Origin of the sequence: Nocardioides sp. NPDC087217, from assembly GCF_044744805.1 — a bacterium.
Lineage (GTDB): Bacteria > Actinomycetota > Actinomycetes > Propionibacteriales > Nocardioidaceae > Nocardioides.
Genome location: NZ_JBIUZB010000004.1, coordinates 124,342 through 137,719, shown reverse-complemented (window position 1 = coordinate 137,719; position 13,378 = coordinate 124,342). Strand labels below are relative to the sequence as shown.

The 13,378-nt window shown below is 69.6% G+C and carries 13 protein-coding genes; 7 read left to right on the top strand and 6 right to left on the bottom strand.

Translation table 11 applies throughout. The annotated features are described in order from the left end of the window. Positions 1-91: 91 nt before the first annotated feature. Both ACIO3S_RS18740 and ACIO3S_RS18735 read right to left on the bottom strand, forming a co-directional pair. Positions 92-949 (bottom strand): hypothetical protein, encoded by an 858-nt coding sequence (locus ACIO3S_RS18740; RefSeq protein WP_400466774.1) that lies wholly within the window; start codon positions 947-949, stop codon positions 92-94. A gap of 319 nt (positions 950-1,268) precedes the next feature. Next, positions 1,269-1,649, bottom strand: coding sequence for a sterol carrier family protein (locus ACIO3S_RS18735; protein ID WP_400466771.1), 381 nt, complete (start codon positions 1,647-1,649; stop codon positions 1,269-1,271). A 63-nt stretch (positions 1,650-1,712) separates the two neighbouring features. Here ACIO3S_RS18735 and ACIO3S_RS18730 point away from each other — a divergent pair, with 63 nt between their 5' ends. From ACIO3S_RS18730 to ACIO3S_RS18720, 3 genes are read left to right on the top strand one after another with little or no spacing between them, the layout of a single operon-like run. Then, on the top strand, positions 1,713-2,441 hold the full coding sequence (locus tag ACIO3S_RS18730; protein WP_400466768.1) for a hypothetical protein: 729 nt from the start codon (positions 1,713-1,715) through the stop codon (positions 2,439-2,441). Positions 2,442-2,451: 10 nt separating this feature from the next. Next, positions 2,452-3,243 (top strand): serine hydrolase, encoded by a 792-nt coding sequence (locus tag ACIO3S_RS18725; protein WP_400466765.1) that lies wholly within the window; start codon positions 2,452-2,454, stop codon positions 3,241-3,243. Positions 3,244-3,251: 8 nt separating this feature from the next. Further along, entirely contained in the window at positions 3,252-3,812 is a 561-nt protein-coding gene (locus ACIO3S_RS18720; protein WP_400466763.1) for a GNAT family N-acetyltransferase, read from the top strand. On the opposite strand, the gene ACIO3S_RS18715 is transcribed toward ACIO3S_RS18720, so the two are convergent. After that, positions 3,792-4,748, bottom strand: coding sequence for a helix-turn-helix transcriptional regulator (locus ACIO3S_RS18715; protein ID WP_400466760.1), 957 nt, complete (start codon positions 4,746-4,748; stop codon positions 3,792-3,794). The two genes, ACIO3S_RS18720 and ACIO3S_RS18715, sit on opposite strands and share 21 nt — an antisense overlap. A 289-nt stretch (positions 4,749-5,037) precedes the next feature. Here ACIO3S_RS18715 and ACIO3S_RS18710 point away from each other — a divergent pair, with 289 nt between their 5' ends. From ACIO3S_RS18710 to ACIO3S_RS18700, 3 genes are read left to right on the top strand one after another with little or no spacing between them, the layout of a single operon-like run. After that, positions 5,038-6,060: an ATP-binding cassette domain-containing protein gene (locus tag ACIO3S_RS18710; RefSeq protein WP_400466757.1), complete on the top strand. Its 1,023-nt coding sequence runs from the start codon at positions 5,038-5,040 to the stop codon at positions 6,058-6,060. Then, a complete protein-coding gene (locus ACIO3S_RS18705; RefSeq protein WP_160026697.1) occupies positions 6,057-6,863 on the top strand; it encodes an ABC transporter permease in 807 nt (268 codons plus the stop codon). The genes ACIO3S_RS18710 and ACIO3S_RS18705 overlap by 4 nt, the downstream gene beginning before the upstream one ends. Before the next feature lie 54 nt (positions 6,864-6,917). Further along, the gene (locus ACIO3S_RS18700; RefSeq protein WP_400466754.1) at positions 6,918-8,420 is read left to right on the top strand and encodes a DHA2 family efflux MFS transporter permease subunit; all 1,503 of its coding nucleotides are present in this window, start codon (positions 6,918-6,920) and stop codon (positions 8,418-8,420) included. Positions 8,421-8,423: 3 nt separating this feature from the next. Here ACIO3S_RS18700 and ACIO3S_RS18695 read toward each other — a convergent pair whose 3' ends face one another. Then, positions 8,424-9,533 (bottom strand): CAP domain-containing protein, encoded by a 1,110-nt coding sequence (locus ACIO3S_RS18695; RefSeq protein WP_400466751.1) that lies wholly within the window; start codon positions 9,531-9,533, stop codon positions 8,424-8,426. Between the two features lie 20 nt (positions 9,534-9,553). Next, complete coding sequence (locus ACIO3S_RS18690; protein WP_400466748.1) at positions 9,554-10,285, bottom strand: TetR/AcrR family transcriptional regulator; 732 nt, start codon at positions 10,283-10,285, stop codon at positions 9,554-9,556. A gap of 103 nt (positions 10,286-10,388) precedes the next feature. Between ACIO3S_RS18690 and ACIO3S_RS18685 the strand changes: the two genes are divergently transcribed. After that, positions 10,389-11,138, top strand: a complete 750-nt coding sequence (locus ACIO3S_RS18685; RefSeq protein WP_400466745.1) for a DUF2306 domain-containing protein — start codon at positions 10,389-10,391, stop codon at positions 11,136-11,138. On the opposite strand, the gene purL is transcribed toward ACIO3S_RS18685, so the two are convergent. Beyond that, positions 11,057-13,345, bottom strand: a complete 2,289-nt coding sequence (gene purL, locus ACIO3S_RS18680; protein WP_400466742.1) for a phosphoribosylformylglycinamidine synthase subunit PurL — start codon at positions 13,343-13,345, stop codon at positions 11,057-11,059. The genes ACIO3S_RS18685 and purL overlap by 82 nt on opposite strands. Positions 13,346-13,378: the final 33 nt, after the last annotated feature.

The window sequence follows — 13,378 nt, the reverse complement described above, 5'->3', positions numbered from 1 at the left end:
GGCGGGGTCGTCGGGGTAGTCCGGGAGCGAACTGCCTATTACTCGCGAGTATTTGGGCAGTTCGCTACCGGACTACCCCGACGATCGACGATTACGCGGCACGACTCCCAAGGAATCGCTCTCTTTCTGCGGCGCTCAAGGCGCGGCGCTGTTCGACGGTGTGGGTGGGGACCCACCATCGAGGCAGGTCGATCGTCCAACTGCGGTCGGCCACCGGGAGTCGGCGGGCCCTGGACCTCGCTTCCAAAGTCCGGCGAAGGAACCCGCTCCGCTCGAAGCGATCTCGGGAGACCATGGTCACGTACTCAAGGCCGGATGCACGGTAGCGACCTTCTCTCTGGATGTCGCTGGCGCGCTGCTTTCCTTGTAGATGGACCTTTCCGTCGTACTCTCCGACAACGCCGGCCTCGAGATCGAGGACGTCAGGCGTACCGATGTGCCGACCGTCAAGGTCGAACACCGGACGGTTGCAGACGATGTTCTCGAGCTGGAGGTCGAGCCGCCAGCAGAGCCGCAGGTCTACTTCGGTCGGCGACCAGACGTTCTCGTCCGAGAGGACGATCGCATCCCGGGCGAGCTGGACGCCGGTCCATCCGTTCAAGGTCGAGACGTACGCCGCCGCTTCCACCCGACTGACATGGTCGCTCGCCAATGCCAGATCAAGCCATCGGACCGCCTCGCGTACGTCCGGCGCATACCGCATCTCGAAGACGATCGATCTCGCCGGGCTCGTAACGGGGATCCCGTCCACCCAGCAGCGCTCCTGGGGTGGCATGCGTTCGGCCGAGATCTCGACACCGGGCTGCGGGACGATCTTGTGACCGTACGTCGACAACGTCACCGCTCGCCCCTCACCCATCCCGGCGAACCACTTCGCACCGGCCCACGCGTACGCTGCCCATCCGGTCACGGCTCCCGTGTTGGGCAGCAGCACCGCTGCCTCCAGCACGCGTTGTTGTACGTCGTCCGGATCGACGCTCGCCGGAACGTATTGCCCCCGCCAGACCCGCCGCCACCTGCGACCACGTGCCTGTCTCGTGGTCGGCCCCGTGCGCCCGGTTTGATCGAGAGCCACCGGCATCACCACCTGGGGTCGTTCGTCCGACCATGGCCGTGGCCTGAAATACTCCGCACGCTTCATCATGGCCTCAGCATGAATGCCGTCCCCGAAATGCTCACTGACTTATCCCCGGGCCTGTGGATAACGGTGATCGTCCGGGTAGTCCGGGAGCGAACTGCCTATTACTCCCGAGTATTTGGGCAGTTCGCTACCGGACTACCCCAACGTCGCCGCCCAACGGCAGGTACGGCGACAGGTCGGTGCGTTCTCCTGAGGCCCTGACCAGGGCCTGATCGACGGCATCGGACCAGGTCATCGCGCCGGTGGCGAGGGCGATCCAGGTGACCGCGTCGGTCTCGATCACCGCCGGCGGAGTGCCGCGGGTGTGCCGGACCCCTTCGACACACTGCACCGCGGCGTACGGAGGGACGCGCACCTCGACGCTCCTGCCCGGCGCACGCTCCTCGAGCACGGCGAGGAAGTGCTTGGTGAGGAGGCGGAGATCTGCCTTGGCGGGCTCCTCGGCGCGTACGCGATCCAGGGCGTCGGCCACGTCGGCGGCGGCCGCGGGCTTGAGTCGAGCTGGCACGTTCTCACCCTATCTGCGGCAGTTGCCCACCGCGGCGGCGCGCGACCACTACGCTCCGGAGACGTGGGACTGGAGAGACTCGAGTCGGAGATGGTGCTGAAGACCGTCGAGACGCTGCACGGACGGATCGCGGCACGGTTCCCCGACCGGGGCCTGGTGAAGGTCGCCGAGGAGCTGGCCGGCCTGATCAGGGAGTCCTCCGGCGCCGGGGACCGGCTCCGGCAACGGCTGGTGTGGACGCGCGCGGCCTCTCGCGTGCTGATCGTGGCCGTCCTCGCACTGACGCTGGCCGCCATCATCTGGGGCCTGGCGACGGCGTTCGGCGACGATACGCTCACCGGCGTCCAGTGGCTGCCGCTGATGGAGAGCACCGTCAACGACCTGATCTTCGCCGCGGTCGCGATCTTCTTCCTCTACACGATCCCGGAGCGGCTGCTGCGGTCACGGGCGCTGAAACTGCTGCACCGGCTGCGTTCGCTGGCCCACATCATCGACATGCACCAGCTCACCAAGGACCCCGAGCGGCTGCGTACCGGGTTCACTCCGACCTCGGCCAGCGTCCGGCTCACCCTCGACGCCGACCAGCTGATCCACTACCTGGAGTACTGCTCCGAGCTGCTCAGCCTCGTCGGCAAGACGGCCGCGCTGTGCGCCGAGGACTCCCAGGACAACGTCGTCCTGGACACGGTCAGCACCGTCGAGGGCCTCACCGTCGATCTCTCGCGCAAGATCTGGCAGAAGATCCAGGTCGTCGGCGAGCTGCGCGAGGACCAGTCATCCCCGACTGTTTAGGCTCCGTTGCATGAGTTCACGGACGGAATGGTCGATCCTCGCGGTCGACACCGGCTCCGGTGAGACCCTGGTCGAGTCCGCTCCGGACCTGCTGCTGCCGACCGCCAGCGTCGCCAAGATCTTCCTGCTCCACCACCTCGCCGAACTGCTCGACGAGGACCGGTCGCTGGGAGAGCTGATGCTGCGCAAGGACAGCGTCGCGCCGGTCGCCGACAGCGGCCTGTGGCAACACCTCGACGTTCCCGCGCTGACCATGAACGACTGCGCCCGGCTGGTCGGCGCGGTCTCGGACAACCTGGCCACCAACGTGCTCCTCGACCACGTCGGCCTGGCTCCCGTCCAGGCCGTCGCCCGGCGAGTGGCCGCTGGCGGGTCGATGCTGAACGACTCGGTCCGGGACGTACGCAGGCCCGAGGACCCGCCGATGCTCTCCGTCGGCTGCGCCGCCGACTGGGTCGCCTACTTCCGTACGCCCCACCCGACCGTCATGTCCTGGCTGGCGCCGTCCACGGACCTGTCGATGGTCTCCGCCGCCTTCGGCCTGGACCCGCTGGCCCACACCGATCCTGCCCCCACGGACCTGGGCGACAACCTGCGGGTGTGGAGCAAGACCGGCACCGACGACGGTGTCCGCGCCGAGGTCGGGCTGCTCGACGTCGGTGGCCGGCATGCGGCGTACGCGGTCATCTGCCGTTTTCAGGGGGAGGTCGTCCCGGTGCTCGCTCAGATGCGGGCGTACGGCACGCTGATCCTGGACGCGTTGCAGGGCGGCTACGCTCCAGGTCCCGGTCCGGCACGGTAGGAGATCAGTTGTTCAGTATCGACCTCGGGAACGGCGCGGAGATGGTCCTGCGTGACCGATCGACCGACTTCGCCGTCCACAAGCTCATCAACGCCAACCTCGACCACCTCCGCGCATGGGAGCCGTGGGCCCACGGGCAGCAGACCATGCTCAGCGTCGCCGGGTTCGGCACCTACCTGCTCGGCCAGTGGGTCAAGGGCGAGGCGATCCCGTGCGTCATCCGCCAGGACGGCCAGGTCGCCGGGGCCACGACCGCGCGGATCAACCTCTACGAGAAGTCGGCCACGATCGGCTACTGGCTGGGCGAGGCGTACGAGGGCCGCGGGCTGATCACCCGGGCCGTCTCGGCGCTGCTGGACACCCTCTTCAACGAGTACGACATCGCCCGGGCGATCATCGACACCTCGGTGATGAACAAGCGCAGCCGTGCGGTCGCCGAGCGTCTCGGCTTCACCCACGAGGGCACCATGCGCGGCGCACAGGCCTATCCGGGCGAGCGCCGGGACCTGGTGGTCTACGGGCTCCTGCGCGAGGAGTGGCTGACCCGATCAGGACGTGACGGCGCCTGAGCGGACGAACCGCTCCCCCGCCTGCTTGACCAGCTCGGCCAGCTCGGCAGGCTGCTCGACCGTGAAGTCCGCGTCGACGCCGGCGAGGATCATCATCGGCCAGCTCAGATCGTCGACCTGCATCCGCAGTCGGCAGCCTCCCTCGGCTGGCTCGACCTCGCCCCAGCGCCCCACTCGCCGCGCGACCACGTCGGGCTCGACGCCGAAGAGAACGCAGACGTCGAAGGCCGCCGGGCGGGAGCGGATCCCCGCCTGCACGTACGCCGCCGCATCCCCGCCCGGGATCTCGCGAGGGCGGAACATCTGGCCGGTGGTGATCGGGTCGCTGACCCGGTCGACGCGGAAGGAGCGCCAGTCCTGGCGGACCCGGTCGTAGGCGAGGAGATACCAGCGGTTGCCGAGCGTCACCAGCCGATGCGGCTCGACGCGGCGCTGGGTCGGCTCGGCCTCGGGCGCCTGATAGGTGAAGGTGAGCGCCTCGTCGTCGCGGCAGGCCTGCGCCAGGATCCCGAGCACGCCGGCGTCCAGCGGCACCCGGCCGCCCCAGGGGATGGAGTCGGTCTGCGAGGTGACCGCGTCCATCCGCCGCCGCAGCCGCGGCGGCATCAGCGCGACGACCTTCCCCAGCGCCTGGGCGGAGACGTCCCCCATCCCCGCGACCATGCCTGCGGCCGCGGTGCGCAGCCCGACGGCGATCGCGACCGCCTCCTCGTCGTCGAGGAGCAACGGCGGCAGCGCGTTTCCGGCCCGGAGCTGGTAGCCGCCGGCCACCCCTCGGGTGGCGTCCACGTCATAACCGAGATCGCGCAACCGCTCGATGTCGCGCCGCAGCGTACGGTCGCTGACCTCGAGGCGTAAGGACAGCTCCGTGCCTGGCCAGAAACGGTGGGTCTGCAGCAGCGAGAGCAGCTGCAGCATGCGGGCGCTCGTACTCATGCCGTCGCCTCCGTTGGGCAGAGGCAAGGATACGGACGCGACAGCCTGAGGCTGACTGTCGCTCGCTGACGCTCGCTCATGAGACCGACCTTAGGGGCCATTGCGGTCAGTTCGTGGCCTGATTCCTCGGCAGCCTGGGGCCCGCGCGTCGGTCGGCTCGCCCCCTCCTCGAGCCGACCGACGCCGCGCTACCTCTCTCTTACCCATTCGCCGAGCTTCTAAACCGGAACTCGGAAGAAATTTTCGAAAGCGGACAGAAGCTGACCGGATGAGGTCAGAGGCTGAAGACATGACGAACCACAGCAACCAGCGGCCGGTGATCCGCACTCAGGCGCTGACCAGGCACTTCACCCGAAGCAAGAAGACCGTCGAGGCCGTACGCGGGCTCGATCTCGAGATCCACCAAGGTGAGCTCGTCGCCTTCCTCGGCCCCAACGGAGCCGGCAAGTCGACCACCTTGCGGATGCTGACCACCCTCATCCCGCCCACCTCCGGCACCGCCGAGGTCGCCGGCCACGACGTCGTCCGCTCGCGCGGCGCCGTCCGGCGCTCGATCGGCTACGTCGGCCAGGGCAACGCCGCCGCGTTCATCCAGCGCGGCCGCGACGAGCTGATGTCGCAGGCTCGCGCCCACGGCATCCCGCGCGCCGCCGCGAAGGCACGCATCGAGGAGCTGCTCGTGGCCTTCGATCTCCAGGAGTACGCCGACCGCGCGGTCCAGACGCTCAGCGGCGGCCAGCGGCGGCGGCTCGACATCGCGATCGGGCTGCTCAACCACCCCGAGGTGCTGTTCTTGGACGAGCCGTCGACCGGCCTCGATCCGCAGAACCGCGCCAATCTGCAGGAGCAGATCCGCCGGCTCCACGAGGACGGCACCACGATCGTGCTCACCACCCACTACCTCGAGGAGGCCGACGCGCTCGCCGGACGGGTAATCGTCATCGACCACGGCCTCGTGATCGCCGACGACACCGCCACCCGGCTCAAGGAGAGGCTCGGCGACCTGGTTCTCCTCGGCTTCGGCACCGAGGCGGATGCCACGGCCGCCGCGGCCCGCGCCGAGTCGGCACTGTCCGGCCCGACCGTCATCGAGCGCACCGGGACGCAGGTCTCGATCCGCACTCCGCGCGGCGCCGACAGTGCGCCGGCCCTGGCGATCGACCTGGCCGCCCACGGCACCCCCGCGATCCGGATGGAGGTCCACGCCCCCACCCTCGACGACGTCTTCCTCGACCTGACCGGCCGCAGCCTGCGCGAGTCGGCCGAGTCCACCGAGTCCGCCACCACCCAGACCGAAGGAGCAGCAGCATGACCACCCTCACCGTCCCGAACGCACAGGTCCGGACCACCACCCGAGTGCCCAGCCGCCCGACCGGCTTCCTCACCGACACCTGGACCGTGCTGCTCCGCGAGCTCACGCCCAAGCTGCGCCAGCCCGCCTCGATGCTCTTCGCGATGATGCAGCCGCTGGTCTTCCTGGGCCTCTTCGCGCCACTCCTGCCGGCCGTCGAGAGCGGCAGCGCATTGCAGTGGTTCGTGCCGGGCATCGTCGTCATGACCGCGCTGATGGGCGCATCGATGACCGGTGCCGACCTGACCGCCGAGATCCGCTCCGGCTCCCACGAGCGGCTGCTCGTCTCGCCTCTCTCACGGCCGTCCCTGCTGGTCGGACGGGCCCTGAAGGAGGTCGTCCCGGTCCTGTTCCAGACGGCGGTCATCCTCGCGGTGGTGACCCCGTTCAGCTTCGACCTCCACCTCGGCGGGGTCCTGGTCGGCGCCGTCATCGTCTCGCTCTTCGCGATCGGACTGGGTGCGCTCAGCTTCGCCCTGGCCACCGCCGCGAAGGAGCAGGACTGGGTCTTCTGGACGGTCCAGCAGATGCTGATCTTCCCGCTGCTTCTCCTCTCCGGCGTCCTCCTCCCCCTCGACGGCGCTCCCGGCTGGCTGCGGTTCCTCAGCGACATCAACCCGATGACGTACGTCGTGGAGGCCGAGCGGGCGCTCTTCGCCGGTCAGTTCCCGGCCGATGTCGTCATCGGCGGCTTCGTCGCGGCCGCTGCCGTCGCGGTGGGCGGGGTGCTCGTCGGCGTACGGACCATGGAGAGGTCGAGCTGACGTCGGGCCGAAACCCCTTGACCTCAAGTTCACTTTAGCTTCCAGACTGGACGCATGACACCCCGACTCCGCACGGCCCCGAGCCCGACAACGATCGTGCTCACCGTCATCGCCGGCACGGTGATGATCCCGATCGACATCACGATCGTCGCGGTCGCGATCGCCCGTCTCTCCCAGGAGACGGGCGCTTCGCTGCCGGTGATCCAATGGGTCGCCACCGGCTACACGCTCGCCCTGGCAACGGTCATCCCGGCCGCGGCCTGGGCGATCAGCCGGTTCGGCGCCCGCCAGGTCTTCCTGACCGCGATCGGCGTCTTCACGATCGGATCCGGCCTGGTCGCGGCGTCGTGGAACGTCGAGTCGCTGATCGCGTTCCGGGTGCTGCAGGGGCTCGGCGGCGGCTTCGTGATGCCGGCCGCGATGACCCTGACGCTGCGCTCGGCCCCGCCCGAGGAGCGCGGCCGGCTGATGGCCCTGATGGGCCTGCCGGTGCTGGTCGGCCCCGTCTTCGGACCGGTGCTCGGCGGCTGGCTGCTCGACACGATGTCGTGGCGGTGGATGTTCCTGATCAACCTGCCGCTGGGCCTGATCGGCCTCGTCCTCGGGATGCGCAACCTGCCGCGCCTGGAGCGCGGTCCGAGCGCCCGCCTGGACGTACGCGGCCTGCTCCTGCTTCCTCCCGCGATGGCTCTCCTCGTGCTGGGCACCTCGTTCGCCGAGGGCACGCTGTTCGAGGCGCAGGTGCTGGTCCCGATCGGGGCCGGGATCGTCCTGGTGGCGCTCTTCGTCCGGCACGCGCTCCGCGCCGCCGCTCCCCTGCTCGACATCCGGCTCCTCGGCCGGCGCCTGACCGGCGGCAGTGCCGCGCTGCTGGTCTGCTTCGCCGGTGGCTACTTCGGCTCGATGATCCTGGTGCCGCTCTACTGGCAGGTCGTACGCGGCGAGTCCGCGACCACCGCGGGGCTGCTGATGGCTCCTGCCGGCATCGCGGCCGGGATCATGATCCAGGTCTCCGGACGGCTCATCGACCGCTTCCCGCCGCTGCCGGTGATCGGCTCGGGCATCGTGATCTCCACCCTGGGCTTCGGTGCCCTGGCGCTCCAGCTGAGCGCGGACGCGCCGATGCTGGCCCTGGCCGCGACCCACGCCATCGCGACCGCGGGCGCCGGGTTCGTGATGCTGCCGACCATGACCATCGCCACCCGCTACCTCGAGGACAGCGCCATCCCGGCCGGCTCCACGATGATCAACGTGCTGAACCAGGTCGCCACCGCCCTGTGCACCGCCGGCGTCTCGGTACTCCTGGCCGGCGCCCTCTCGTCCCGCCTTCCCGGGCTGGGCAGCGATGGCATCGGAGCGCTCAGCTCCCTCGCTCCCGCCGAGCGAGCAGCCGTCGCGCCGCTGGCCGCCGAGGCCCTGCAGGTCGCGTTCTGGCTGCCGGTCACGATGATGGCGATCTCGGGCGTGGTCGCGTTCGTCGTCTTCCGGCGTACGCCGTCGGCTCGGAGCGTCTCGACCGACAGCCCGCGACCCATCGCCGCGGCGGTCGCCGACTAGGTCCTACCAGGGGCGGCGGTCGCCGGGATACTGCGTCGGGCCACCCGGGTTGGGGCGACCCGGGTTGGGGAGACCAGGGTTGGGGAGACCAGGGTTGGGGAGACCAGGGTTCGGGTAACCCGGGTTGGGGCGGCCCGGGTTGGGGTGACCGGGGCCGGGCCCGGCGGGGTGGACCTGGCCCCGATAGACCGGGCCGCCACCGGGGTACGGCCCGACGGGCCCGACGGGCCGGGCGTGCCGAGGGCCCTGCGGGCCAGGCCGGGACGGTTCGTGGCGCCGGCGCCGGGCCAGGAGCAGAGCGATGAGCAGCCCGAGCCCCGACAGCGCGAGCAGCCCGACGGCGATCTCTACGTAGCCGATCCCGAACAGCCCGCTCGAACCAGGAGCAGGACCGTCCGAGACGTCGGTGAACGTCACCGGGCCCGCCGTCTCTGAGTCGCCCACGGGCGCGGCCGAGGAAGAATCCGACTCAGACGGCGACGCCGAGGGCGACGTCGACGGCGACGCGGAGACGGACGCGGAGGGCGTACGCGACGGGGTCGGGGAAGCCGTCGCCGACTTCTTGGGCTTCGCGGTCTGCCGAGGAGTCGGGGCCTTGGTCTCCGCCGGGGTGGTCGGCGCCGGGGCGGTGGTGGCCTTCGGTTTCTCGGTCGGCCGCACGCCCGGCGGATACTTCGCAAAGACCTGGACGCCCCAGGTGGTGCCGTCGACCTCCACGAAGGCGATCCCGATGTGGGTGTAGTCGCCCAGGATGTTGGCCCGGTGCCCGTCGGAGTTCATCCAGCCCCGGTGCATCTCCGCACCGGTCCGGTAGCCCATGGCGACGTTCTCCCCGATCCCCTGCCACCCCTCCGGCACCTGCTCGGCGAGGTCGGGGTTGTGCGAGAGCGCCCTGTCGGCGCCGATCTTGTAGGCCCACTTCCGCGCCAGAGCGTCGAGTGCGGAGTCGCGTGTCAGCGGGTCCAGGCCCGCTTCGGAACGAGCCGAGTTAGCGAGCCGCTTGATCGTTCCGCCCTCCCCTGCGGACGCCGGACCAGCGCTGACGAACAGCGCGGCAGCGGCCAACAGCAGAGCGAGGACATAGGACACGGGGCGATGCAGGTGGGGGAACATCCCCGCCAGGGTATCTACCTTTACTTGGGAGTGCTGCGCCCCATGTGACGCTCGATGTGGGCCGCGATCCCCGCCATCAGCAGGCCCTGCCCGAAGGCCGACGGGTCGTCGGAGTCGGACTCCTCGCCCGGCCCAGCGGGCCGCCAGGTGGCCATCGACTCCATCAGGTTCGGGAAACGCTCCGGATCCGCGTACGTCACGAGCATCTCCTCGAACCTCGCATAGGGGTTCTCCGGGAACCGGGCGGCCTCGATCTCGATCCTCGCCTCACCCAAGGCGTACTGCGAGATGATGCCCAGAATCGCCATCTTCTCCTCGGGGGGCAGCGTCACCTCTCGGAGGTAGTAGAACCCGAGATCGATCCAGGCGAGGCGGTTCGGTCCGGGAAGCGTGCCGACGAGAGGCAGGTCGAGGAACCACGGCCTACTCAGCGACAGGTCGACCTGCGCGCGCATCCAGGCTGCCAGACCATCGCGCCAGTCCAGGTCGCGCGACGGCGCCGGCAGCTCCGCACAGAGACGGTCGGCGAGCAGGATGAGCAGCTCGTCCTTGTTCTTCACGTGCCGATACAGCGCCATCGGGGAGCAGCCCAGCGCCTCGGCGACCCGCGCCATCGAGACAGCGGCGAGGCCCTGCTCATCAGCGATGACGTAGGCGGCCTCGACGATCTGGGCAACGCTCAGCGCCGGCTTGGGGCCGCGTCGGCCGGGCGGGGACTTGCCCCACAGACGAGGGATCAGGTCGGAACTCATTCCCTCCATCATGCCCTGCTCCCTCCAGAAACGGGTTGACCGCCTCTCGCTTCTGCGTACTCTATAAACTGTTAATCGCGTACGCTATTAGATCGGACGGCTCATGAGCACTTCGAAACGACCTCTGGCACGCCAGTGGTGGGTCTTCCCGCTGGCCGCGGCGACGGTGATCTTCCTGGTGACGGCACTGCCGCGATACGTCGGCCTGGACCCGTCGCAGTCGCTCGTCGAGACCGACCGCGGGCCGCTCTTCTACCCGGCGCTGGTGACACACATCTTCTTCGGCTCGGTGATGCTCTGCTGCGGCGTACTCCAGCTGTGGCCGTGGCTGCGCGCCAACCATCCGAAGGTGCACCGCTGGACCGGGCGGACCTATGTCGTCACCGCGATCCCGACAGGCGTGGGGGCGCTGGTCACCAGCCAGTTCCCCGCCGCCGGACCGTCCCAGCAGGTCGGCAACACCTTCTTGGCCGTGCTGTTCCTGCTGTTCACCGTGCAGGGCTACCGGGCCGCACGACAGCGTCGCTTCAAGGACCACCGCGAGTGGATGTACCGCAGCTATGCGATGGCGTTCTCGATCATCGCCAACCGTTTCTGGGGCATGGCCCTGATGTTGATCTTCGTGCCCGACATCATGACCAACACCGAGCTCGGCACCGAGGACGCCACCCTCGCCAGCGCAGCCGCGGCCTCGGCGTGGGTCAGCTGGGTCGTGAACCTGCTGATCGCCGAGTGGATCATCCACCGCAAGCCGCGCCGGCGACGCGCCGATCAGGCCAGCGCGTCCCTCAGGGTCGAGCGCCAGACGCCGGTGAGCTCCTCGAGCGGGATCTCGACGCTGCCGCCGTCGTAGGAGATCGAGTACGCAGCGCCACCCGTCACACCGAGCTGCGTCGCCGCGACCCCGTGGCGCTCGGCCAGCGAGGTGAGCCGCTCGACGTCGGTGGCCTTCACGGTGACGACCGCGCGGGCGACCGACTCCGAGAAGAGCGCGACGAACGGGTCGCCGGCGAGCGTGACCGAGACGCCGATCCCCGACGACATCGCCGGCTCGGCCAGGGCCTGCATCAGGCCACCGTCGGAGAGGTCGTGGGCGGAGGTGACGAAACGTGCCTCCAGCAGCAGCTCGGCGAGCGCCTTCTCGGCCGCCAGGTTCACCTTCGGCGGCAGCCCGCCGAGGTGGCCGTGCACGACGTGGGCCCACTCCGACCCGGAGAGTTCCTCATGGGTCTCGCCGAGCAGGACGACGACCTCGTCGGCCGCCTGGAAGTCCGAAGGCGTACGCGTGGTGACGTCCTCGATCACACCGAGCGTCGCGACCACCGGCGTGGGGTGGATGGCGGTCTCGCCGGTCTGGTTGTAGAGGGAGACGTTGCCGCCGGTGACCGGGATGCCGAGCTCGAGGCAGGCGTCCTTCAGGCCGCGGGTGGCCTCGGCAAACTGCCACATCACGTCGGGGTCCTCCGGGGAGCCGAAGTTGAGGCAGTCGGAGATGGCCAGCGGCTTGGCGCCGACGGAGGCCACGTTGCGGTAGGACTCGGACAGCGCGAGCTGGGCACCGGCGTACGGGTCCAGCTTGGCGAAGCGGCCGTTGGCGTCGGTCGCGAGCGCGACACCGAGGTTGGTCGACTCGTCGACCCGGATCATGCCGCCGTCGGCCGGCTGGGACAGGACGGTGTTGCCGCGCACGTAGCGGTCGTACTGCTCGGTGATCCAGGACTTGTCGCACAGGTTCTCCGAGGCGACCAGCTGGAGGACGGTCGAGCGGAGCTCGTCGGCCGAGGCCGCACGCGGGAGCTTCTCGGCCACGTCGGCCTGCAGCGCGTCCTGCCACGACGGGCGGGCGTAGGGGCGCTCGTAGACCGGGCCGTCGTGGGCCACGGTGGTCGGGTCGACGTCGACGATGGTCTCGCCGTGCCAGTCGACGCGCAGCCGGCCCTCGCCGGTCACGGTGCCGATCACAGCCGCCTCGACGTCCCACTTGGCGCAGATGTCCATGAAGGTCGCCTCGTCCTCGGGCGCGATGACCGCCATCATCCGCTCCTGCGACTCGCTCATCAGGATCTCCTCCGGAGCGAGCGTCGAGTCGCGCAGCGGCACCCGCTCGAGGTGCACGTGCATGCCGCCGTCACCGGCAGCGGCGAGCTCGGAGGTGGCACACGAGATGCCGGCCGCACCGAAGTCCTGGATGCCGCGGACGATGCCGGCGGCGAAGAGCTCGAGGGTGCACTCGATCAGCAGCTTCTCCATGAACGGGTCGCCGACCTGGACGCTCGGGCGCTTGGCCGGACCGTCCTCGTCGAACTCGACGCTCGCGAGGATCGAGGCGCCGCCGATGCCGTCGCCACCGGTGCGCGCGCCGTACATGATCACCAGGTTGCCGGCGCCCGACGCCTTGGCGAGGTGGAGGTCCTCGTGACGCAGTACGCCGACGCAGAGCGCGTTGACCAGCGGGTTGCCGAGGTAGGAGGCGTCGAAGACGGCCTCACCACCGATGTTGGGCAGACCGAGGCAGTTGCCGTAGTGACCGATGCCGGACACGATCCCGGGCAGTACCCGGTGGGTGTCCTCCTCGGAGAGCGGTCCGAAGCGGAGCGGGTCCATGACGGCGACCGGCCGCGCGCCCATCGCGAGGATGTCGCGGACGATGCCGCCGACACCGGTCGCGGCGCCCTGGTGGGGCTCGACGTAGGAGGGGTGGTTGTGGGACTCGACCTTGAAGGTGACCGCGTAGCCCTGGCCGACGTCGAGCACGCCCGCGTTCTCACCGATGCCGGCGAGCATCTTGCCGGCCGGGGTCTCCTGCGGGATCTCGCCGAACTGCTTCAGATGCACCTTGGAGGACTTGTAGGAGCAGTGCTCCGACCACATCACCGAGTACATCGCCAGCTCCGCGCCGGTCGGCCGGCGGCCGAGGATGCGCCTGATCTCGGCGTACTCGTCCTCCTTCAGGCCGAGCTCGGCCCAGGGCTGCTCGCGGTCGGGGTCACCGGCAGCGTGGTGCACGGTGTCCAGGAGCGGAAGATCGGACGCAACGGCAGCGGACGAAGTCTCGGTCACGGGCAGAAATCTACGTCAGAAGTGCCCAATCCC